This is a genomic window from Ensifer sp. Root954, from assembly GCF_001429005.1.
GTDB classification, from domain to species: Bacteria; Pseudomonadota; Alphaproteobacteria; order Rhizobiales; family Rhizobiaceae; genus Ensifer; species Ensifer adhaerens.
Genome location: NZ_LMJM01000025.1, coordinates 399,529 through 418,590, shown reverse-complemented (window position 1 = coordinate 418,590; position 19,062 = coordinate 399,529). Strand labels below are relative to the sequence as shown.

At 63.4% G+C, this 19,062-nt stretch carries 20 protein-coding genes; 13 read left to right on the top strand and 7 right to left on the bottom strand.

All coding sequences use genetic code 11. From position 1 onward, the window contains the following. Positions 1-358: 358 nt before the first annotated feature. On the bottom strand, positions 359-2,317 hold the full coding sequence (locus ASE71_RS21340; protein ID WP_060516089.1) for an elongation factor G: 1,959 nt from the start codon (positions 2,315-2,317) through the stop codon (positions 359-361). Between the two features lie 353 nt (positions 2,318-2,670). Here ASE71_RS21340 and ASE71_RS21335 point away from each other — a divergent pair, with 353 nt between their 5' ends. Then, positions 2,671-3,351 (top strand): glutathione S-transferase family protein, encoded by a 681-nt coding sequence (locus ASE71_RS21335; protein ID WP_060516088.1) that lies wholly within the window; start codon positions 2,671-2,673, stop codon positions 3,349-3,351. A gap of 82 nt (positions 3,352-3,433) precedes the next feature. Here ASE71_RS21335 and ASE71_RS37050 read toward each other — a convergent pair whose 3' ends face one another. After that, positions 3,434-3,883, bottom strand: coding sequence for a hypothetical protein (locus tag ASE71_RS37050; RefSeq protein ID WP_060516087.1), 450 nt, complete (start codon positions 3,881-3,883; stop codon positions 3,434-3,436). Between the two features lie 271 nt (positions 3,884-4,154). Beyond that, positions 4,155-5,132 (bottom strand): transporter, encoded by a 978-nt coding sequence (locus tag ASE71_RS21325; RefSeq protein ID WP_060516086.1) that lies wholly within the window; start codon positions 5,130-5,132, stop codon positions 4,155-4,157. 239 nt (positions 5,133-5,371) lie between these two features. Here ASE71_RS21325 and ASE71_RS21320 point away from each other — a divergent pair, with 239 nt between their 5' ends. Beyond that, a complete protein-coding gene (locus tag ASE71_RS21320; protein WP_060516085.1) occupies positions 5,372-6,421 on the top strand; it encodes an aldo/keto reductase in 1,050 nt (349 codons plus the stop codon). Between the two features lie 200 nt (positions 6,422-6,621). Next, a complete protein-coding gene (locus ASE71_RS21315; RefSeq protein WP_244496818.1) occupies positions 6,622-6,918 on the top strand; it encodes a tetratricopeptide repeat protein in 297 nt (98 codons plus the stop codon). Positions 6,919-6,972: 54 nt separating this feature from the next. On the opposite strand, the gene ASE71_RS21310 is transcribed toward ASE71_RS21315, so the two are convergent. Next, positions 6,973-7,596, bottom strand: a complete 624-nt coding sequence (locus ASE71_RS21310; protein ID WP_060516083.1) for a hypothetical protein — start codon at positions 7,594-7,596, stop codon at positions 6,973-6,975. Between the two features lie 507 nt (positions 7,597-8,103). Between ASE71_RS21310 and ASE71_RS37045 the strand changes: the two genes are divergently transcribed. The 8 genes from ASE71_RS37045 (at position 8,104) to ASE71_RS21270 (ending at position 13,024) form a co-directional block, all read left to right on the top strand. Then, positions 8,104-8,496, top strand: a complete 393-nt coding sequence (locus tag ASE71_RS37045) for an antitoxin Xre-like helix-turn-helix domain-containing protein (RefSeq protein ID WP_034793180.1) — start codon at positions 8,104-8,106, stop codon at positions 8,494-8,496. Next, positions 8,493-9,188, top strand: coding sequence for an RES family NAD+ phosphorylase (locus ASE71_RS21300; RefSeq protein ID WP_060516082.1), 696 nt, complete (start codon positions 8,493-8,495; stop codon positions 9,186-9,188). Before ASE71_RS37045 ends, ASE71_RS21300 begins: the two co-directional genes overlap by 4 nt. 431 nt (positions 9,189-9,619) lie before the next feature. After that, positions 9,620-10,060 (top strand): GNAT family N-acetyltransferase, encoded by a 441-nt coding sequence (locus tag ASE71_RS21295; RefSeq protein WP_060516081.1) that lies wholly within the window; start codon positions 9,620-9,622, stop codon positions 10,058-10,060. A gap of 112 nt (positions 10,061-10,172) precedes the next feature. Continuing rightward, positions 10,173-10,682: a GrpB family protein gene (locus tag ASE71_RS21290; protein WP_060516080.1), complete on the top strand. Its 510-nt coding sequence runs from the start codon at positions 10,173-10,175 to the stop codon at positions 10,680-10,682. A gap of 72 nt (positions 10,683-10,754) precedes the next feature. Beyond that, positions 10,755-11,156, top strand: coding sequence for a GFA family protein (locus ASE71_RS21285; protein WP_060516079.1), 402 nt, complete (start codon positions 10,755-10,757; stop codon positions 11,154-11,156). 104 nt (positions 11,157-11,260) lie between these two features. Beyond that, on the top strand, positions 11,261-11,824 hold the full coding sequence (locus ASE71_RS21280; protein ID WP_060516078.1) for a hypothetical protein: 564 nt from the start codon (positions 11,261-11,263) through the stop codon (positions 11,822-11,824). Between the two features lie 78 nt (positions 11,825-11,902). Further along, a complete protein-coding gene (locus tag ASE71_RS21275) occupies positions 11,903-12,238 on the top strand; it encodes a hypothetical protein (protein WP_060516077.1) in 336 nt (111 codons plus the stop codon). 219 nt (positions 12,239-12,457) lie between these two features. Beyond that, positions 12,458-13,024, top strand: a complete 567-nt coding sequence (locus ASE71_RS21270) for a hypothetical protein (protein WP_060516076.1) — start codon at positions 12,458-12,460, stop codon at positions 13,022-13,024. 3 nt (positions 13,025-13,027) lie between these two features. On the opposite strand, the gene ASE71_RS21265 is transcribed toward ASE71_RS21270, so the two are convergent. Both ASE71_RS21265 and ASE71_RS21260 read right to left on the bottom strand, forming a co-directional pair. Next, entirely contained in the window at positions 13,028-13,798 is a 771-nt protein-coding gene (locus ASE71_RS21265) for an adenylate/guanylate cyclase domain-containing protein (RefSeq protein WP_060516188.1), read from the bottom strand. A gap of 116 nt (positions 13,799-13,914) precedes the next feature. Further along, positions 13,915-14,802: a LysR family transcriptional regulator gene (locus ASE71_RS21260; protein WP_060516075.1), complete on the bottom strand. Its 888-nt coding sequence runs from the start codon at positions 14,800-14,802 to the stop codon at positions 13,915-13,917. A 125-nt stretch (positions 14,803-14,927) separates the two neighbouring features. Between ASE71_RS21260 and ASE71_RS21255 the strand changes: the two genes are divergently transcribed. Beyond that, positions 14,928-15,272 (top strand): antibiotic biosynthesis monooxygenase, encoded by a 345-nt coding sequence (locus ASE71_RS21255; RefSeq protein WP_034793159.1) that lies wholly within the window; start codon positions 14,928-14,930, stop codon positions 15,270-15,272. A gap of 63 nt (positions 15,273-15,335) precedes the next feature. Here the strand turns inward: ASE71_RS21255 and ASE71_RS21250 are convergent, their stop codons facing one another. Continuing rightward, complete coding sequence (locus tag ASE71_RS21250; RefSeq protein ID WP_060516074.1) at positions 15,336-16,775, bottom strand: DUF1254 domain-containing protein; 1,440 nt, start codon at positions 16,773-16,775, stop codon at positions 15,336-15,338. A gap of 329 nt (positions 16,776-17,104) precedes the next feature. Here ASE71_RS21250 and ASE71_RS21245 point away from each other — a divergent pair, with 329 nt between their 5' ends. Further along, a complete protein-coding gene (locus ASE71_RS21245; RefSeq protein ID WP_060516073.1) occupies positions 17,105-19,042 on the top strand; it encodes an elongation factor G in 1,938 nt (645 codons plus the stop codon). Positions 19,043-19,062: the final 20 nt, after the last annotated feature.

Here is a 19,062-nt window from a genome sequence, read left to right as displayed (position 1 = left end):
CCAGCACATCATTCTCGAAGCGGTGAAAACGCAGCCGAACCCCAGCCCGATCAACGGTTGCTCACGGACTACCGCGCCGATCCTGCCTCTACACGAAGTTGAGGGAGCGTGATGTCGGAGACTGTATCCGCAGAACGGCGATGCCGGGTTGGGGCCTTGAAAGCAACCTCACGGAAGGCGACCCGCGCACTGACCTTGCCCGTCGGCGGTCCGGGGAATCGGCGAGACCTATCGCGACGACAAATACGCTCCGTGATTGCGCGGCAATGAATTCGCCACCGAAGAGACGTTGATGCGCGACTAAAATTGCTCGGCGCGGTCATGGTGCATCGCGCCAAGCCGCTGCTCTCATAGACGATCACCCCGCCTGCTGTGTCCCATGCGCGTGGATTACCGCATCCGCCTCCTTGCCGTAGAGCTCCTCGAAATGGTCGAAGCTCTTGGAGAAGTAGCCGATGCCTTGCGTCGCGGCCCTTAGCGTCCGGGCGAGATCGTCGAGCGCCGATCCCGGCACCAGGGCGCGAAAGATGTCCCAGCCCTTGGCGGTCTCGTCGCGGTCGAAGCCGAGCACCTGGCCCTTGTAGGTGGAGACGATCGGCACCAGGCTGCCGGAATAGATCGAGGGGATGTGGATCTCGACGCGGATGACCGGCTGCATCAGAACCGCCGAGGCCTGCGACAGCGCCTGGCGCACGCCCATCTTGGCGGCCGCGCGGAAGGCGAAGTCGTTGCTGTCGACCGCATGGTGCTGACCGTCCGTCAGGGTCACGCCGACATCGATCACCTGAAAGCCGAGCGGCCCCTTCTCCATCGCTTCGCGCGCGCCGGCCTCGATCGCCGGGATGAAGTTGCGCGGCACCGCCCCGCCCTTCACCGTCTCGGCGAAAGAGAAGCCGGCGCCGCGCTCGTTCGGGTGCACGCTGAGCTTGACGTCGGCGAACTGCCCGGCACCGCCCGTCTGCTTGCGGTGGCGGTAGTGCACGTCGGAGGGTTTCAGCACGGTCTCGCGATAGGTTGGGCTCGGCGGCCGGTCGGTAACGCCGACATGGAAGACGTCGGCGAGCGTCTTGCAGAGGTCGCGCAGGTGCATCGGCCCCTGCACGCAGACGAGCTGCGCGCCGCTGCCTTCCTCCTGCATGACCGCGAGTGCGCGGTCGGTCTCGGCGAGCTTGGCAAGCGTGCCCGAGAGCTTGGTCTCGTCGCGCTCGCTGTCGGGCACCAATATGCGCACCAGCATCGGCGTCGGCGGCAGTGTCCAGTCCGGCGCCTCGGCGGTGCTGCTGGCGGCGAGCAGCGCCGGCACCGGCAGATGGTCGGCCTTGACAGCGGCAAAGATCGCGCCCGCCTCCGGCGTGGCGTTCGGCAGCGGCTTGCCGGTCGCCGGGTCCTGCAGCGAGCCGAGGCTGCCGCCGCCGAGCGTCGCACCCTGCTTGATACCGGATGTCAGCGCCCTGACCAGCACTGTCTTGCCGACATTCGCCTTGTGATAGGCGTGGAAGCTGACGGCCGAAAGCGCCGTCTCGGCAATCGGTCCGGCCTCAGCCAGCCTCTTTCGAAGCGCGTCGACCTGAGGCGCCTCGTGGCGCAGCGCCTTCATCAGCCGCAGAATGCCGTTGGCGTGGCTTGCAGCGCCCACCAGCACCGGGATGATGCGGTTTTCCTTCAAGAGCCGCGTGGAGATCGCATAGATCGTGTCGTTGGCCGGCGCCCGGTCCTCGATCAGCTCTTCGAGCAGCCAGTCGTCGAATTCCGAGAAATGCTCGAGTAGCTCGGCCCGCGCCTCCTTTTCCCGATCCATCACCGTGTCGGGGATTTCGATCAGCGCCGAGGTCTGTCCCTCGCGGTAGCGCCAGGCGCGCTCGGAGATCAGGTCGCAGGTGCCGACGATCTTGTCGCCTTCGCGGATCGGCACCTGGCGCAGGAGCAGCATGTGGCCGGAATAGTCCTGAAGCGCGGCGATCACGTCGCGCAGCCGCCCCTGCGGCTCGTCCATGCGGTTGATGAAGAGAATGCAGGGCGTGCCCGACGCCTCGATCGCCTTCAGATAGGGCGCGGCCAGCACTGCCTCCTCCGGCACCGGCGAAACGCAGAGCACGCAGGCGTCGCTGGCGATCAGCGCGTGCTGGGCGTGTCCCAGCGCCTCGGTGCCGCCGGGTGCGTCGAGCGCGCACCAGGCTTCGCCGCCAAATTCGAATTCCGTGAGGTTCAATCCGTAGGGTGAAGCAGCTTTTCTGGAGGCCCCCTCCAGACCGGCCAGCTTGTCTGCCAGCGTGGTCTTTCCGGTCTGCGAGGGCCCAAGTACCGTGAAGCAGCGCATCGGCAATCCTCCCCTGTCGCGATGACGACGGGCGCCGAGCGTTGCGACGCCCTTGTTCTATTAATTCTAGGGCAGCTTTTGCGCTTTCAATGGTAGCCGGGCACGATGGCGGCAAGTCTTTACGCGTGCGCGTCCTTTTCCGGCGCTAACCGCTTGGAATCGATCAGCATGGCGTCCCCAAAAAATCGGCGCGTGTCCGGCGCGGCTGCCGCCGTTCTGCGCCACGGGCCCCGATCTTTTGGCCCTGAACCCCGAAAACCGATTGCGAAACAGGACCGGTTTTGCGATAAACGGGCACGTAAAGACCTGACGACCGATCCGCAAGCGTCCCTTCCGCACTGGAGAATACGCGCATGTCCCTCACGCTTTACCAGCATCCACTCGCTTCCTTCTGCCACAAGGTGCTCATCGCGCTTTACGAAAACGAGACCCCATTCAAAAGCAGCCTGGTCGACCTGCTCGACCCGGAAGAAGCGGCCCGCTTCGCGGCGCTGTGGCCGGTCGGCAAGATGCCGGTCTTGACGGACAGCGCTCGCGACGTGGTGATGCCAGAGACGTCGATCATCATCGAATATCTCGACCGCCATTATCCGGGACGCCAGCGGCTGATCCCCGATGACCCCGATATGGCTCTGAAAGCCCGGCTCTGGGATCGCTTCTTCGACAACTACATCCACGTGCCGATGCAGAAGATCGTCACTGACACGCTGCGGGCGCCAGGTGAAAGCGACCACCGCGGCGTTGCCGATGCCCGCGCCGCGCTTGGCTTGGCCTATGGCATGGCCGACGCGCACTTCGCCACGCATGAATTTGCCGCGGGCGATACCTTCAGCCTTGCCGATTGCGCCGCCACCCCGGCTCTCTTTTATGGCGGCATCGTCGAGCCCTTCGATGAGACGCATCCGCATCTTGCGGTCTATTTCGAACGGCTGCTCGAGCGCGCGTCCGTCCGCCGGGTGCTCACCGAGGCGCGTCCGTATTTCCATATGTTCCCCTACCGGAACCTGATGCCGGAGCGGTTCTTCGAGATGTAGCGAATGTCGCGCAAAAGGGCGCAGCGGGTTGCGATAGACAGCTCAATCTGAAAATCGCGATGTGCTTCAGGCGCCGCCGGCGTCAATTGTCGGCGCGATGCCGCGTTGAACCACCCTGCTGCTCCAGCCACATGGCGTTTTCGAAGAGCACGCGCTCGTCGGCAATGCCCCTGCGGAACTGGCCCGTGATGTGGCGGGCCAGCCGGTCGGCACGTTTGCCGTAACGCGGGATGTCGCACCAGATGCAGACCCGGTCGAAGGTGCGTTGCAGCATATCAAGATCGTCGGGGCCGATCGGGCCGTCCGGTTCGCGTGCAAACTCCTGCATTGAAACCTCCTGGCTGCCAAGGGCCGGCGCGCCGCTATCCGCGTACGCCGCCAACCGCGGGTCGAAACCAATTGTGCCTTTCAGGGCGGACGCTCTTACGAATGCCCGCCGGCTGCGGCGGAAGTGACGCGTGGCACTTGCTTCCGCCCAATCGCCGTTGCACGGACACCCGATCTCGGCGAAGGCCTGATCGATCCGGTCCATGGCGTGCAGGAGAAGCGCCTGTGGCCTGGCCGTCCGAGACATTCCGCGACCGCCCGTATCGGGACGAAAACGCGAACGATCTTACAGCCGCCGGAGCCGCATCCTGCCCAGCGAAGGCGGCAGTATGCGCCGATCGGGAGATAAAGCAACGTCGCCGCACGCGAACCCTGCCGCGATCGGTCGTTTCCAGACCGGCACGAAGGTCACGCGTCATCCATGCCTCCGCCGGTCGAAAACGGCGCCGGCGGGGCATGCGAGGCTTGGCTCAAGCCTACTTCACCTGGGCCGGCGGCGTGCCGATCGGGAAGGCGATGGTGACGAAACCGGCCGTGCCTTCCGGCCGGTTCTTGGCGCCAAATTCCTGGAAGACCTTGAGCGTCAGCGATACCGGCGTCTCGGCCATCTTGAAATTGTAGCCCATGGTGCCGCCGATCGCGGCAATACGGCCCTTGAACGGGCCGAGCCTTGCGCCGGCGCCACTGTCGCCGGTCACCTGCTGGTAGAAGTAGCCTGCAACGCCGGCGGAGAACTCCTGCCCGAAGTGCTTGGTAACGGCCCATTCCGCGTGGAATTCCGTACCTGTGCGGTAGTCCGTCGCCGGGTTCTCGCCGTTGAAGGTGAAGCCCGCGGCGCCCGAGATGTCGAAGCCCGTTTCCGGGTTGAACCAAGTGCCGGCGAGCGTGAAGTCGCCAGCCCAGCGGTTGAACGAGAGATTGGCGAGCTGCCCCTTCTGGTAGTCGCCGATCGGCACGTTGACCGAGGCGTTCGCCGTCCAGTGGAAATCGCCCTCGTGCCAGCCGAGAACCGCGCCCAACACGGGGTCGCCGATAGTGAAGACAGAATCGCTGACCGAGGCCGAGCGACCGGCCCTTGGCGCCGAAAGCGTAGCGTCGATATCCGGCCCCCCGAAGGGCACGATCGCGGTGAAGCCGAGATTGCCGCCGAGCACTTCTTCGGGCATCACCCAGAGGCCGGTGCCGAAGATGCCGATCAGCGTCGCATCGACCTCGCCGACGATCTCGCCACCGAGCGGAAGCTGCTTGTTGCCCTTGAGCTCGCCCACATAGAAGTAGGTGTCGTTCTGGAAATAGGTTCCGGGCGGCGCCAAAAGGCCGGCCATCGGGCCACGTGCGCCGAGCAGATAGAAGCCGGCACCGTTTTCGGCCGCATTCGCCGTCAAGGGCGCCGCAACGCACCACAGACCCGCAACGGTTGCCGATGCGGACAACAGACGCTTTACAACGCTCATCGAGTGATTCCCCTTAATCTCTCGACGAAACGATAGCATTTTGCCGTGTTCAAGCCAGCCCTAAGAAACCGGAGCTGCAACCACCGCAACATCCGATTGCAGAGTGTTGCAGGCCTACACACTGGGCCCGCGCCGCGGACGCGGCCTCTTTGACCGCCACTTGACCGCCGCTGTCGCCTTCGGCTTTCATCCGGTGGAGCTTGCGTTCCCGTTTCCCCACCAGCAAAGGACCAGAGACCATGGAATACCGGCTGCTCGGCCGTTCCGGCCTGAAAATCTCTGTCATCACCATGGGCACAATGACGATCGGCGGCCGCGGCAAGTTCGCCGAGGTCGGCAATGTCGGGCTGAAGGAGGCGCGCCGCTATGTCGACCTCTGCCTCGATGCCGGCGTCAACCTGATCGACACGGCCGACATCTATTCGACCGGCCATTGCGAGGAGATCATCGGCGAGGTCCTCGGCGGCCAGCGCAAAGCCGGTGTGCTCGTCGCCACCAAGGCGCGCTTTTCGATGGGGCCGGGGCCGAACGACGGCGGGCTCTCGCGCCAGCACCTGATTGCCGCTTGCGAGGCGAGCCTGAAGCGGCTGAACACCGACGTCATAGATCTCTACCAGGTGCATGAATGGGACGGCCTAACACCGCTCGAAGAAACGATGGAGGCGCTCGACAGCCTCGTTCGCAGCGGCAAGGTCCGCTATATCGGCTGCTCCAACTATTCCGGCTGGCACATCATGAAGGCGCTCGGCGTCAGCGCGCTTGAAGGCCGCCAGCGCTTCATCAGCCAGCAAATCCACTACACGCTCGAGGCCCGCGAGGCTGAATACGAGCTGATGCCGATCGCCATCGACCAGGGGCTCGGCGTGCTCGTCTGGAGCCCGCTTGCCGGCGGACTTCTCTCCGGCAAGCACCGGCGAAACGAGACACCGGAAGGCACCCGCCAGCTTGCCGGCTGGAAGGAGCCGCCGATCCGCGACGAGGAGCGGCTCTGGAAGATCGTCGACATGCTCGTTGCCATCGCCGCCGAGCGCGGCGTGTCGCCGGCGCAAGTTGCGCTCGCCTGGCTGATCGGCCGCAAGGGCGTCACATCCGTCATCATCGGCGGCCGCACCGAGGCGCAGTTCAGCGACAATCTCGCTGCCGCAAACCTGAAGCTCACCGATGAGGAGAAGGAACTGCTCGACGCCGTCAGCCTGCCGCCGGTGATCTACCCTTACTGGCATCAGCTCTGGACCGCCAAGGACCGGCTCGGCGAGGCCGACCTGTCGCTGCTCGGGCCGCATGTCTGACGCACGTGGGAACGGACCTGCGACCCGGGCCGAGTGTCCGGGCCGTTAGGATGAAACCAAGGCGTGTCCCTTGCGCGTTACGATAAGCTGAAAGCGCCCTAGGCCGTGTTGACAGAGTGGCTTCGCAAACCGGCTCGGGCATGTTTCAACAGTGCTTTTTAGGAAAACCGCACCCAAGTTGCGTTGCTGGAGACAAAGTCGTGTATGACTTCAATCATTTAGAGCGCCGAGCAAAAGAATTGATCGCAAGCGGGAATGCAGCGGACGCCATCAAGATTTATCTTTTCATGGCAGATGGCGACCAGTCGCTGGATGCCGGATATCTCGGCGAGCGACTGGGGGAGTGCTACGAGAACCTTGGCGACCTGCATGCCGCAAAATATTGGTATGGAAGAGCGGTAGAAGAAAATCCCGACGTCAGGCAGGCCTCTGTGGAAGCGCGTAAAAGGCTCCACCAAGTCAGCATCGATCCTTTTCTGGGGGACGCAGAAAAGTAGTCGTAGCTCGCCAACCGCGCGACCACGGGCCGAAAACTACTTTTTCAACACGACCTATTTCGCAGCGAAGCAATAGAACAGCCCCTCGCCGCCGGTGCCCTTGAAGGCCTCGACGGTGCAGCCGCCCCGCGTTGCGTGCGAAGAGTTCCAGGATTTGGCCTCGGCGGAATCGTTCAATCCCGTGCGGTCGCTGTGGCCGACGATCGCCGCGCCGTCGGCGCCGCCCATCGTCCAGTTGCCGCAGGTGTCCGGTGCCGCCGTGCCATCGGCTTTCGAGCCCGTCAGAATGTCGTGGCGGTTGGGCGTATCGCCGCGCCCGTTGATCACCTCGCCCTTTTCATTGAGCGCCGTCTGCTTCGTCAGGTTGTTCTTGTCGCTGTGGAGCGATGCGACATCATCGGCGATCTTCTCGCCCTTGGCGTTGTACCAGGGGCCTGCGCCGATCCGGTCCTTGGCGTTCTCAGCGTCGGTGGAAAGATAGGCCTTCCAGCTCTTGCCCGTCGCCCCCGCTGCCTTGGCGAGCGTATCGCAATAGGCGTCCGCCCCGGTGAGGCCGCCCAGATCGCCGCCCTTTCCGGGGTTCACGCTGGTGACGAAGAAACTCATGCTGGTGTCCTGCGCATAGGCCGCGCCGGAACAGGCCAAGGCGAATGCGATTGCTGCTAATGCGCGCTTCATGGCTCTCTCTCCCATCAACTGTGCCGAAAAGCCTATCGGCCGCCGCCAACCGAGTAAAATCGAATTGCCGTGATGGAGACCGCGCCATCTCAACGGATGGCGACGCAACGCGCGCGGCGACCTCTGCGCCACGTCAGGTGAAGGGCGATCCAAGCGCCGAGAGCCTCGACCGGGGTGAGGATGGCCCCTTTGCAGCAGAAGCGCTGCCCCTCACCCCCTGCCGGGACCTTCTCCCCGTCACGACAGCGAGAAGGAGACGTGGTCACCCGCTCCCCCCACAGAAACCTGGCCTAGCTTAGGTTTGTGAGATCAGCCGCCGAGTGACGGTGCCCCCGTCTTCCATGTCCCCTCTCCCCGCGTGGCGGGCAGAGCGTTAGGGTGAGGGGCAGAGCCGGGCGCGTTCGCTCGGCAGTGCAAACAGGCATCAGCCGGCTAACCCTTGACTTTCCGCCCAACATCGCCATTTCATATCATATGATACACTCAGTCACCGCATAGGAGACATTCATGGCGCTGGCGCAACCGGCTTTCGCACCCGCCCGGCAGGAAGAAGCTGTGATCGTAAAGGCGGTGGTGAAAGCCTGCGACCTCTGGAACCTCACCAATAGGGAGGCGGCCCAGCTCTTCGACGTGCCGATCGCCACCTGGAACCGCATGAAGGCCGGCGACTTCAAGGGCAGGCTCGACCAGGACAAGCGCATGCGCGCGAGCCTGATCGTCGGCATCTTCAAGGGCCTGCGGCTGTTCTTCAACGGGCCGCTTACCTATCAATGGCCGAAGGCGGTCAACACCGGCCCGCTGTTTTCCGGCCGCTCGCCGGTCGACCTGATGATCGAGGGCGGCATTCCCGTGATGATGAAGGTCAGGCGCTATCTCGACGGGTTGCGCGGCGGCCTATGATCGCGCTGCCGGAAATCGACTTCAACGAGCCGGCAACCGTCCGGCTGATCTCGACCGCCTATATCGACGAGCCCGCGGTCAAGCCGCTCGCCGACGATGACGACGAGATCGAGATCCTCAACCGGCTGGAGGCGATGACCTCGGCGCGGCTGAGCCCGCTCGCTCTGCCCATCGGCGTCGATCCTGCCGAACTCCTGAACGAGACCTTCGGCTACGGCTGGTCGCTGATCAATGCCGCCTTCTGCCATGCCCGGCCTCCAGGCAACCGCTTCAACGGCGATGAGCGCGGCGCCTGGTACTGTGCCTTCGGCCCGCGCGCACTCCAGACCTGCCAGGCGGAAATCGTCTATCACCGCACCCGGGCGCTTCGCGAGGCCGGCAGCTTTCACGACATCGGTCGCTACCGCGAACTGATCGCCGGCTTCACCTGCCGCTTCCATGACGTGCGCGGCGAAGTGGACGCCGCCTATCTCTCCCCCGACACCGCCGTCGCCTACCCCGCCGGCCAGGCGCTCGCCGCCACCATTCTTGCCGAAGGCGGCAACGGCCTGATCTATCCGTCGGCCCGTGATCCCGAGGGCACGTGCCTCGCCGTCTTCCGCCCCTCGGTCATCCAGAACGTCCGCCAGGGCCACACCATCACCTTTGAATGGACGGGCAAAGCAGAGCCACGCATCATCGAAGAAACCTGAGCGGCTAGCGCGAAGGCCGTTTCTTTCTTGCCATCGCAATGTTGCGGTAATGCGCCCGTTGGAGAAGGGCTCGCTTTCCGGATTTCGGCGCCTCGAGCGGCCCGGCCGGTACGGCAGAAACTGAAAACGTATAAATCATATTGTTATTGACGCTTTGCCAGGCTGGACGCGTGTCCCCGTCCCTCCGGTTCCTTGCCCCCAACTCCCTCGCCCGCTGATCGGGAAAGGGAACGGCAGCGGCCCGGCTCCGCCTACCCTTCGGTTCCCCTGCCCGCCCCGCAGAGGGAACCGCTCGCGCCCAGGCGCAGGATGTGGACGCCGAGAGCGCTGCAAGGTCCCTTCTCCCCGCTCGCCCCGCGGGGAGAAGGTGACCGCAGACGGGATTAGACAGAGACTGCCGCCCAGGCCACAGCGTCGACCACGAGGACCGAATGACGATTACACTCCTGCCCGTCGATACCGTCGATGCCGATGTCATCCGAAGGCTCGACGTTCACGAAAACCAGATGGATTTCATCGCCAGCAACGACGAATCTCTCGAAGAACTCGGCGAACGCCCCGAATGCGTCGGTTTTGCCGTGATGGCCGAAGGGGCGCCGGTGGGTTTCGCCATGTATGCGCTCGACCCCGATGACGGCAACCACTGGATCTACCGACTGATGATCGATGCCCGCCACCAGGGCAAGGGCTATGGCGCCAAGGCGCTCGCAGCCCTCCTGGACCACATGGCCAAGATCCCTGAATGCGGCGACATCTATCTCGGCGTCTACCCGGAAAACACCCGCGCCCACGCCCTCTACCACCGCTTCGGTTTCCGCGAGACCGGCATGGTCCTCGGCGATGAAAAGGTCATGCGGCTCGACCGCAACTAGGCGGTGGCACGATCCGACCAAACAACCTTCCTCCGTCCAGGCGGGGGAAGGTCCATGAATTCGTTCCGGGTGCTACCATGACACCACCGTCAAGAACCCGGAGCAAGCCGCCGTGCCGCTGACCAGCCAGATTTCAGTCTATGATCCGCGATGGCCCGATCTGTTTCTCTCCGAGCAGCAGCGCATCCGCAGCGTATTCGCAAATGCGCTCCTCACGATCCACCATGTCGGCAGCACCGCCGTCCCCGGTCTCGCCGCGAAGCCGGAAATCGACCTTCTGGTCGAGGTGTCCGAGCATCGCGACGTGGGCGATGTGACGGAGCGTATGAAATCGCTTGGATATGTTCGCCGCACGGACCTTTCGCAGGACCACCACTTCTATCGGCGCGACGTCAATGGCGTTCGAACCCACAAGGTCCATGTGTGCCGGTCAGGACATTGGCAGATTGCAAGAATGCTGCGGTTTCGCGATCTTCTGCGGCAGGATCCGGACCTCAGCGCCCGCTATCAGGCGCTGAAGCTGCACCTCGAAGCCACGAACCAGCATGGCATCGGCGAGTACCTCGCCTCGAAGGCTCCCTTCATCGACGCTGTCTTGGCGCACAAGCGCGAGCGAGATTGATATCCGGCCCCGATTGCGGACATCCCGCCATCGGGGCACTATGCCGCCTCGGTACAATAGCGGGAGCGGCTCATGCTTGACGGCTCATGTCACTGCGGCAATGCGAAGTGGACGCTCAAAGGCGACCCCGGCCCGATCACCGCCTGCAACTGCACGCTCTGCCACCGCTACGGCACGCTCTGGGCCTATGACTACGAAGGCGAGCGCATCGCAGTCAGCGGCGAACTCACCGCCTATACCCGCGCCGACGAGAAGGACCCGACGCTCGAAATCCTGTTCTGCCCCACCTGCGCCGGCGTTGTCGCCTGGCGCAGCCTGCACCTTGACGAACGGGGCCGCCGGCGCATCGCCGTCAATCTCAGGCTGGCGGCGCTGGACCGGGTCGCAAACCTTCCCATCGACCATTTCGATGGCCTGGTCACCTTCGAAGACCTACCATCCGACGGCCGCTGCGTGCGCGACCTTTGGGCGTAGGAGCTCGCACCACCACGAGATGGCAACCCCAAGGCAAGAAACAGTCTGGCGGCTCCAGCCTGCACAACGGCTGCAATCAAAGTAGATCGGTTCCAAGAAAGTAGATGAATATGCTCGAGCAAGCGAAGCCGTCACGGGGTTCCAAAATGTCGGGCTGCCTCTTCCTCTCCTTTGTCGGCGTTGCTGTCTCGCCGGTCTTGCCGGAACTGTTCGGACATCCCTACGTCCCCACAGCCAGTTGGATTGACTGGAGCGGGTCGGCGGCTATCGTGATCGGCATTCTCGCGGCAGTCTATTTCTTATGGTTGATCACGCTGGGGGCTGCGGGTCGCTTTCAGCGCCTGGGTGCAAAGACAGTTTTGCTCACTTTTGCCGCGCCATTTATTGGCTTCTGGCTCGGGTACAGGGTCGTGGTGCTCGGCGGACCGATGCTCGTTGCTCTCGCCATCGGCAGCGGTATCGAACACACCTTCACAGTCAAGTCGAGTGAATCGGACTTCAGATGCTCGAGCAGTATCACGGTCGCCGAACTCCCCGTGCTGGCTAACAGGTTCTGTGGTCTTGCTAAGGAATTGGCAGGCCCGCTCGGCCCTGGCTCGCGCGTTTCAATCACGGGGCGGGGCTGGCGATGGGGCGTGTTTGCGGGCAGTGTCAGACGGATCGATTGAGCCTCGGCCGCCTTCATGAAAAATTGAAGCAATCAGGCGTTGATCCGCACGCCGCCGCCAGATGGAGAGAGAACGTCCATGCGACATTTGACTTACGCGACCGCGTCACTTCTCGCTCTCCTCAGCCTGTCGGCCTGCTCCCAGTCATCCTCGTCGTCGCCTCCACGTCCCTCGACATCGGAGGCGACCGCAGCGGCGCTTCGCGGCGGAAACCCGACCGACGAGCGCGCCTGCGAACAGGCCGTCGTCAAGCAGACCAACAACCCCGACATTGCGACGCTGAGCTCAGAGATGTCGCAGGCCAACACGCAAGTCATCATCGGCGTCGGCCCCGAGCGCGCCAAGTGGCGCTGCCTCGTCTCCCGCGGCAAGGTCGCCGAGGTGATGTCGTTGACCGACGAAGGTGCGATGTAGGTAGGCGATCCGTGGACGGAAGCCACATCGCGCCCGGCGGGCAGTTCGCCCTGCCTCGCTCGGTCGCGCTTCCCCGGATCGACAATAACCGAACGTTGCGACGATATTGATGCACAATCGAAAACAGCTTATGTCTTGAGATGCCGGATGGTGAGGGACGTCTTGGTCCGCAATCGCACGGTTGCCGCCCACCGACCTGCCCCATATCCGGAACATCCCATGGACGCACCTGAGCCTGCGAAAGAGCCACTCTTCACCAAGCTTCTGCGTTATGTCGTCGTAACCTGCTTCTTGCTCTTTGCACTCCCTATGCTTGGCGCGTTTGTCGGATACCTCTATATCCCCTCACCTGAATGGATGGAGTTGACCCGGACAGCCGCTCTGATCGGCGGCGCCTGTGGCTCCGCGCTGATCCTGTTGGCGGTCGCGACCAGCCCGGACTCCATGAATTATGCCTACGCCGATCCAAAGACAGCCTTGTTTGTCGCCATAGTGCCGTTCCTCGGCTTCGCGATGGGGTACATCATCGTAACGATGGGCGTTCCGATGGCCGGCGCATTGGTCGCGGGCAACCACGTCGAGCGCATCTACACCGTCGCCTCGATGGCCCGTTCCAAAAAATGCTGGAACTCCATCGAACTCATCGAGCCGCCGTTTCAGGCAGATCAGCTCTGCGGGTACTCGTCCGAACTTCGAGACAGTCTTTGGCCCCGTGATCGGGTGGCGATCAGCGGACGCGGCTGGAAATGGGGCCTCATCGCCAGCGACGTCAGGAAGATCAAATGAGCCTCAGCTCTGCTTTGCGATGACCCGCGCCGCGACCGGCTGATCGATGCCCTTTAGCGTCAGCAGCCGCGTCGCCGCTCCTGACGCCAGCTCCCCGGCCTGGCCCGCCGTTTCGGTCGAGACGATAATCTCGCCCGCCTCGGCCTGGGATTCGAGCCTAGAGGCCAGGTTGACCGTGCCGCCGATCGCGGTGAAATCGCTGCGGAATGTCGAGAACTCGCCGATCTCGACCTCGCCCGAATGAATGCCGACGCCCACGCCGAGCGGCCGTTCGCCGAGGTCGTCGAGGTCGAGGCGGCCGAGTGCATCGGCGCAGAGACGCTGGATATCGCGTGCTGCCATGATCGCCGCTTGCGCATGGTCTTTCCGGATGATCGGAAAGTTGAAGATCGCCATCAGCCCGTCGCCCATCTGCTTGTTGACGATGCCGTCATGCGCCCAGATCGCCTGGGCGCAACGATCCTGGAACAGGCTGACGATCTGGCTCAAGCGCACCCGCTCGATCCGCTCCGAAAGATGTGTGAACCCGCGGATGTCGGCAAACAGGATTGTGGCACTTGCCGCAACGTGACTCTGCTTCTTTACGTAACGGAAGGAGCGCTCGCAGATCGTACAGATGTTCGGGTTCATCTTGCTGCGGGTAATACCGAAGGCACGGAACGGCAGCGCCAAGGGCCCGCGGATCGGGATCGGCACATGCATCTGGTCCCAGCATCCCCGGCAGATGCGGGCATCATGGCTGGCGGCAGGCTGAATGGAAGAGGCGTCTGTCATGGTGCGCATCTGCTCCGGCTCGCATGACCCGATGGCGTCAGCGAAGCTTCGGACATTTGCAGCACTTTAGCAACGGCTGGATCGACGCCGGGGGAACGTTCCGTGCCGCCCGGCCGTCACGCGGCAAACAGGTTCTCCGCCATGAAATCGACGAAGGCACGCACCTTTGGCGAAAGATAGCGATTGGTCGGCCAAAGCACGCGGAACGTGCCGGTTTCGCGAAGGTAATCTTCCAGCAGCGAGACCAGCTTGCCTTCCGCCAGTTCAGGCGACACGGCAAAGGGCGGCAGGCAGGTGATGCCGAAGGAGCGCTCCGCAAGAAAGATCAAGGGGTCGAGCGTACTCGCCACCGTGGTCACAGGCAGGTCCAGCTTCACCTCACGCCCGTCACGAACGATCGGCCAGGGTTCAAGGCGGCCGGAATTGGCGTAGCGGTGATGAAGGCAGCGGTGCCCAAGCAGGTCCTCCGGCACCTCCGGCCGCCCATGAGCCGCGAGATATTCCGGCGAAGCGACGATCCGGTGCCGGAACGTCCCGAGCTTGCGGCTCATCAGGCGTGTATCCTTCACGTCGCCGGTGCGGATGACCGCATCGAAGCCCTCCTCGATCACATCGACCAGCCGATCGGTGAAATCGAGATCAAGATTGATCAGCGGATAGGCGCGCATGAAGTCCGATATGGTCGGCATCAGCAGCATGCCGGCGAGCGGCAGGCTGACGCGCAATTGCCCGCGCGGCGTCGCATGCGAGCGTGACAGTTGCGCCTGGGCCGTTTCGAATTCGGACTGGATGCGGCGGCAGGTGTCGAGAAAGAAGCTGCCGTCCTCGGTCAGCGCCATGCTTCTCGTCGACCGGTTGAAGAGGCGCACGCCCATCTCGTCTTCGAGCCGCGCGATCGCCTTGCCGACGGCCGAACCTGAAAGCCCTAGGCGATGCCCGGCGGCCACGAAGCTGCCCGCCTCTGCCACCTGAATGAAAATGCTGAGCGTTCCGAGCTTGTCCATCGCGCCCCGATTACGGAATTATTTTCCGAAGTGATGAGAATACGCGCTCGTTTATCCGCTATTTCTCTCCCGATATCCAGATGCCGTCGCGGTCGATACGCCGCGGCGTTTAAATGGAGAGAAGCATGACAACGATCCCTACCCCCACTTTCTCGGCGTCCCCCGTTCCGACGACCTTCGTCGTCAACGTCATCCACGCCCATCCCGGCAAGCAGGAAGAAGCCTTCGCCGTCATCCAGGACGTCGTGCACTACGTTGCCGAACGGAAGGAAGGTTTTCTGTGGAGCACGCTGTCGAAGAGCACCGACGGCGAGACCGTCGTCAATGTCGAGGCGATCCAGGGCACCGGAAATGTCGATGAGTTCTTCTCCGATCCGGTGTTCGCGGAGAAGTTCCGCAAGCTGGACGAAGTCTCCCGCAGCGAGTTTCACATCTATACGGTCGGCGATCTCGTGCTGCCGAAGCGCTGAGCCGCAGCCTGATCGCCACGCCCTGCGCCTTCACGCGAAGACGCAGGGACTCTTTCGCCCCTGTCATCCCGCCTTCTTCACCGGCGGGATGAGCCACGACCCGTCGAGAATGGAAGGCGGGCTGTCGTCGGGCCAATAGAGCCGCATCATCAGGATGAACTTGCCCTTCGGTGCCGGCAACCAGTTGTTTTCCTTGTCCTTGCCGGGTGATTCATTCTGGATGTAGATCTGCGTCGAACCGTCGGCATTGGCCTTGGGGCTGACGCGGGCGCTGATCGAATAGCGGTTGAGCGGATTGTCGACGAAGAAATAGTTCTCGTCGTACATGGTGATCGACCAGAAGCCGCGCACCGGCGGCAATTGCCCCTTGGGGAAGGTGACGACGTATTTGTTGGAGCCGTGATAGGCGCGGGAAACCAGGCCGTCCCTGGACTTCAGCGACGTCGGATAGATCGCATCCTGCGGACGATTGGCGCCAAGCCCGATCGCCGTGATCAGCGCCCGCTGCAGATAGTTGGTGCCGTAGATGCCGGTCTTGGTGGTGAAGCCCCAGCCGTTGACGTTCTGGATGTCACCATCGCTGAACTTGAAGTGCAGCATGATGCGATGGAACGCCATGACGGGGATGCGCGAGACGAAGGCGGCATCGAGCTTGCTCTTGTCGAAGTCCTGGCCCGGCACGATGCCGATTTCGGCAAATTTGGCGATCGCCTCGCCATCCGCCGCCGTCGGCGGGTTGGTCTTCATCAACTCGCAAAGAAGCGTGAAATATTCGACCGCATCCATGCGATTGACCTGCTCGCGCACCGCCGTCTTCATGTCGATCGACGGATCGACCTTGCCGACCGGCGGCGTCCAGTCCTTGCCATAGGCGCTGAGCGGACAAAGCTTGCACTCGTCCTGAAGTGCATGCACCGCCGCATAGTCCTCCGGCGTGCCATCGCAATAGATGCGCCCGAGGATCCAGACGATGCCGGTTGACGATTTGTATTCGGTCACGCCGTCGGGAAGGCTTCCCTGCCAGCCCGGCCCGGTAATGGCATAGGCCTGCGCCCCGCCGCCGGTCGTGCGCTTGCCTGGCACCTGAAACACCGTCGTCCAGCCGTCGAGCATCGGAAACAGGAAGAAGCGATCCTTCATGTCGGGGATCGACAGCACCCACGGCTCCTTGCCCACATCGACGAAGGCTGTCGTGTACAGCGTATCGGCATTCGGCGCGGTGACATCCTTGAAGGATGCGTTCGGATATTCACGCAGCTTGATGACGTGGCCCATCGGCCCCTTGCTGCCTTCGGGCTTGGCCACATTGGTCACCACCCGGCGGGTCATTTCCGTCGTCACCAGTGGGTAGCCGTAGATATAGGCTTCCACCGCCAGCCAGAAATCATCGGCAGCCTCGACCGGATCGAAAAGCGGCGATTCCAGCGCGTTCGCAGGTAAGAACGATGCTGATGCAAGCAGGCCGGCGCCGCCCAAAGCGACGGCGCGACGGGTCATGTCCATGTTTGCCTCCCCCTTTTTCTTTGGCGGGAGGAAGTTAGCATATACTAATAAGTACGACCAGACATTGTGTTCGGCCTGTCCTCGCGTGACCGCCCGAAGCGGGAGCATCGCCATTTTTCGGTGGCCCCGGCCACACCAGCAAATCTGCAACACCGCGTCGGAGTTGTCAGGCGGCGCTTGACGCCCTTCCTGTGGCGTCCTTAGATTTCACGAGCACCCTCGCCTGCCGTGGGTTGCGCGATCCGCAAGAAGCTCAAGTCTGGAGGCCCCGATGCGCCGAGTCACTTCTCAAGAAACCCAGATCCGAATTTTTGAGAAGCTGATGGGATATGCGCACATTGAATCTGGGCATCCTCGCCCACGTGGATGCAGGCAAGACTAGCCTTACGGAAAGACTCCTTTTTGACACCGGCGCGATCGACAGGCTCGGCAGCGTCGATAGCGGCAATACCCAGACCGACAGCCTTGAACTCGAACGGCAGCGTGGCATCACCATTGCCGCCTCCGTCGTGTCGTTCAGGCTTGGCGATCTGGTCGTAAACCTCATCGACACCCCCGGGCATCCGGACTTCATCGCCGAGGTCGAGCGCGTGCTGCAATCGCTCGATGCCGCCGTCGTGGTCGTCTCGGCGGTGGAAGGCGTGCAGGCGCAGACCCGCGTGCTGGTGCGCGCCCTGCGCCGCCTCGGCGTCCCCTTCCTGTTCTTCGTCAACAAGATCGATCGCCTGGGGGCGCGTCCCGCCGAAGTGGTCGAAGAGATCGCCAGCCAACTCTCGGTCCGCCCCGTCATCATGTCGGCGGCGGTCGAGGCCGGCAGCCGACACGCGAGAGCCGAGCCGATCGACTTTGCGCAGGAACCGCATTTTTCGGCACTTTCGGAGGCGCTTGCCGCCAATGATGAAGCCTTGCTCGACGATTATGTGCTGGCACCGCAGCGTCTGACTGTCGAGCGGCTGCGGAAGGCCTTGGCGACGCAGCTTGCCGAAGGCCTTCTGCACCCGGTCTATTGCGGCATCGCCATGACCGGCGTCGGCGTGCCGGGCCTGATCACCGCGATCGAGACGCTGTTGCCGGCGAAGGCACCCGCCCCGGATGCGCCGGTCGAAGGCCGGATCTTCAAGATCGAGCGCGGCTGGGGCGGTGAAAAGCTCGCCTTTCTCAACCTGACGTCCGGCACCGTCGCCACGCGCGACTATCTCGTCCTTTCCGGCGGCGCGGCGAAGGTGACCAGCATCCAGCTCTTCGACCAGGGTCGGCTGGAAAAGGTGGACCAGGTGACAGCCGGCCGCATCGCCAAGGTGGGCGGGCTTGCCCATGCCCGCATCGGTGATTGGGTCGGCGTCGACGGAAGGCGTGCCGCGACGTTTCACTTCGCCCCGCCGACGCTCGAAACCCTCGTGCGGCCGAGGCGCCCTTCGGACAACACGGCGCTGTGGCTTGCCCTTCAGCAACTGGCCGAACAGGACCCGTTCATCAACCTGCGCACCAGCGACGATGCCAGCGAGATGTTCGTTTCGCTCTATGGCGAGGTGCAGAAGGAGGTGATCGAGGCCACCCTGTCGGCCGATTTCGGGCTGGAGGCGCATTTCGAGGAAAGCACGGTCATCTGCGTCGAACGGCCCCTTGGCAACGGAACCGGCATCGAGATCATCTTCCGCGAGCCGAACCCCTTCCTTGCGACCGTCGGCCTCAGGATCGAACCGCGGCCGGCGGCAGCGGGCAACAGTTTTGCCCTGGAGGTTGATGTCGGCCAGATGCCCGCAAGCTTCTACCGGGCGGTCGAAGAGGCCGTCGCCGAGACGCTGAAGGCCGGGCTCTTCGGCTGGCAGGTGATCGATTGCCACGTCGCCATGACAGCGGCGCGCCAGACCTCGCCGGCCAGCACCGCCGTCGATTTTCGCCGGCTGACGCCGCTGGTGCTCGCCGAGGCGTTGTCTTCGGCCGGAACGGTCGTCTGCGAGCCGATCGACAGCTTCCGCCTTGAAGCGCCCGCGTCCGTCCTGACGGCCATTCACACGCTGCTCGCCAAGTCAGGCGCGTCGACGACGGATTCGATCATCGAAGGCGGCGTCGCCCGGCTTGCCGGAACGATCGCATCGGCCAACGTCCAGGGCGTCCAGCGGCAGTTGCCGGGGCTCACCAGCGGCGCCGGCGTGCTCGAAAACAGCTTCGATCACTACGCGCCGATCGCAGGCACGCAGCCTTCCCGGCCCCGGTTGGGCGCGAACCCGTTCGATCGGGCCAATTATCTCCGGAGCCTGCGATAACATAAGAACACCGCGCGCCT

What these genes read in the sequence shown, in the direction of transcription:
- ASE71_RS21340 (WP_060516089.1), bottom strand. Translation starts at nt 2,317, where the DNA reads ATGCGCTGCTTCACGGTACTTGGGCCCTCGCAGACCGGAAAGACCACG.
- ASE71_RS21335 (WP_060516088.1), top strand. Translation starts at nt 2,671, where the DNA reads ATGTCCCTCACGCTTTACCAGCATCCACTCGCTTCCTTCTGCCACAAG.
- ASE71_RS37050 (WP_060516087.1), bottom strand. Translation starts at nt 3,883, where the DNA reads ATGGACCGGATCGATCAGGCCTTCGCCGAGATCGGGTGTCCGTGCAAC.
- ASE71_RS21325 (WP_060516086.1), bottom strand. Translation starts at nt 5,132, where the DNA reads ATGAGCGTTGTAAAGCGTCTGTTGTCCGCATCGGCAACCGTTGCGGGT.
- ASE71_RS21320 (WP_060516085.1), top strand. Translation starts at nt 5,372, where the DNA reads ATGGAATACCGGCTGCTCGGCCGTTCCGGCCTGAAAATCTCTGTCATC.
- ASE71_RS21310 (WP_060516083.1), bottom strand. Translation starts at nt 7,596, where the DNA reads ATGAAGCGCGCATTAGCAGCAATCGCATTCGCCTTGGCCTGTTCCGGC.
- ASE71_RS37045 (WP_034793180.1), top strand. Translation starts at nt 8,104, where the DNA reads ATGGCGCTGGCGCAACCGGCTTTCGCACCCGCCCGGCAGGAAGAAGCT.
- ASE71_RS21300 (WP_060516082.1), top strand. Translation starts at nt 8,493, where the DNA reads ATGATCGCGCTGCCGGAAATCGACTTCAACGAGCCGGCAACCGTCCGG.
- ASE71_RS21295 (WP_060516081.1), top strand. Translation starts at nt 9,620, where the DNA reads ATGACGATTACACTCCTGCCCGTCGATACCGTCGATGCCGATGTCATC.
- ASE71_RS21285 (WP_060516079.1), top strand. Translation starts at nt 10,755, where the DNA reads ATGCTTGACGGCTCATGTCACTGCGGCAATGCGAAGTGGACGCTCAAA.
- ASE71_RS21280 (WP_060516078.1), top strand. Translation starts at nt 11,261, where the DNA reads ATGAATATGCTCGAGCAAGCGAAGCCGTCACGGGGTTCCAAAATGTCG.
- ASE71_RS21275 (WP_060516077.1), top strand. Translation starts at nt 11,903, where the DNA reads ATGCGACATTTGACTTACGCGACCGCGTCACTTCTCGCTCTCCTCAGC.
- ASE71_RS21270 (WP_060516076.1), top strand. Translation starts at nt 12,458, where the DNA reads ATGGACGCACCTGAGCCTGCGAAAGAGCCACTCTTCACCAAGCTTCTG.
- ASE71_RS21265 (WP_060516188.1), bottom strand. Translation starts at nt 13,798, where the DNA reads ATGACAGACGCCTCTTCCATTCAGCCTGCCGCCAGCCATGATGCCCGC.
- ASE71_RS21260 (WP_060516075.1), bottom strand. Translation starts at nt 14,802, where the DNA reads ATGGACAAGCTCGGAACGCTCAGCATTTTCATTCAGGTGGCAGAGGCG.
- ASE71_RS21255 (WP_034793159.1), top strand. Translation starts at nt 14,928, where the DNA reads ATGACAACGATCCCTACCCCCACTTTCTCGGCGTCCCCCGTTCCGACG.
- ASE71_RS21250 (WP_060516074.1), bottom strand. Translation starts at nt 16,775, where the DNA reads ATGGACATGACCCGTCGCGCCGTCGCTTTGGGCGGCGCCGGCCTGCTT.
- ASE71_RS21245 (WP_060516073.1), top strand. Translation starts at nt 17,105, where the DNA reads ATGCGCACATTGAATCTGGGCATCCTCGCCCACGTGGATGCAGGCAAG.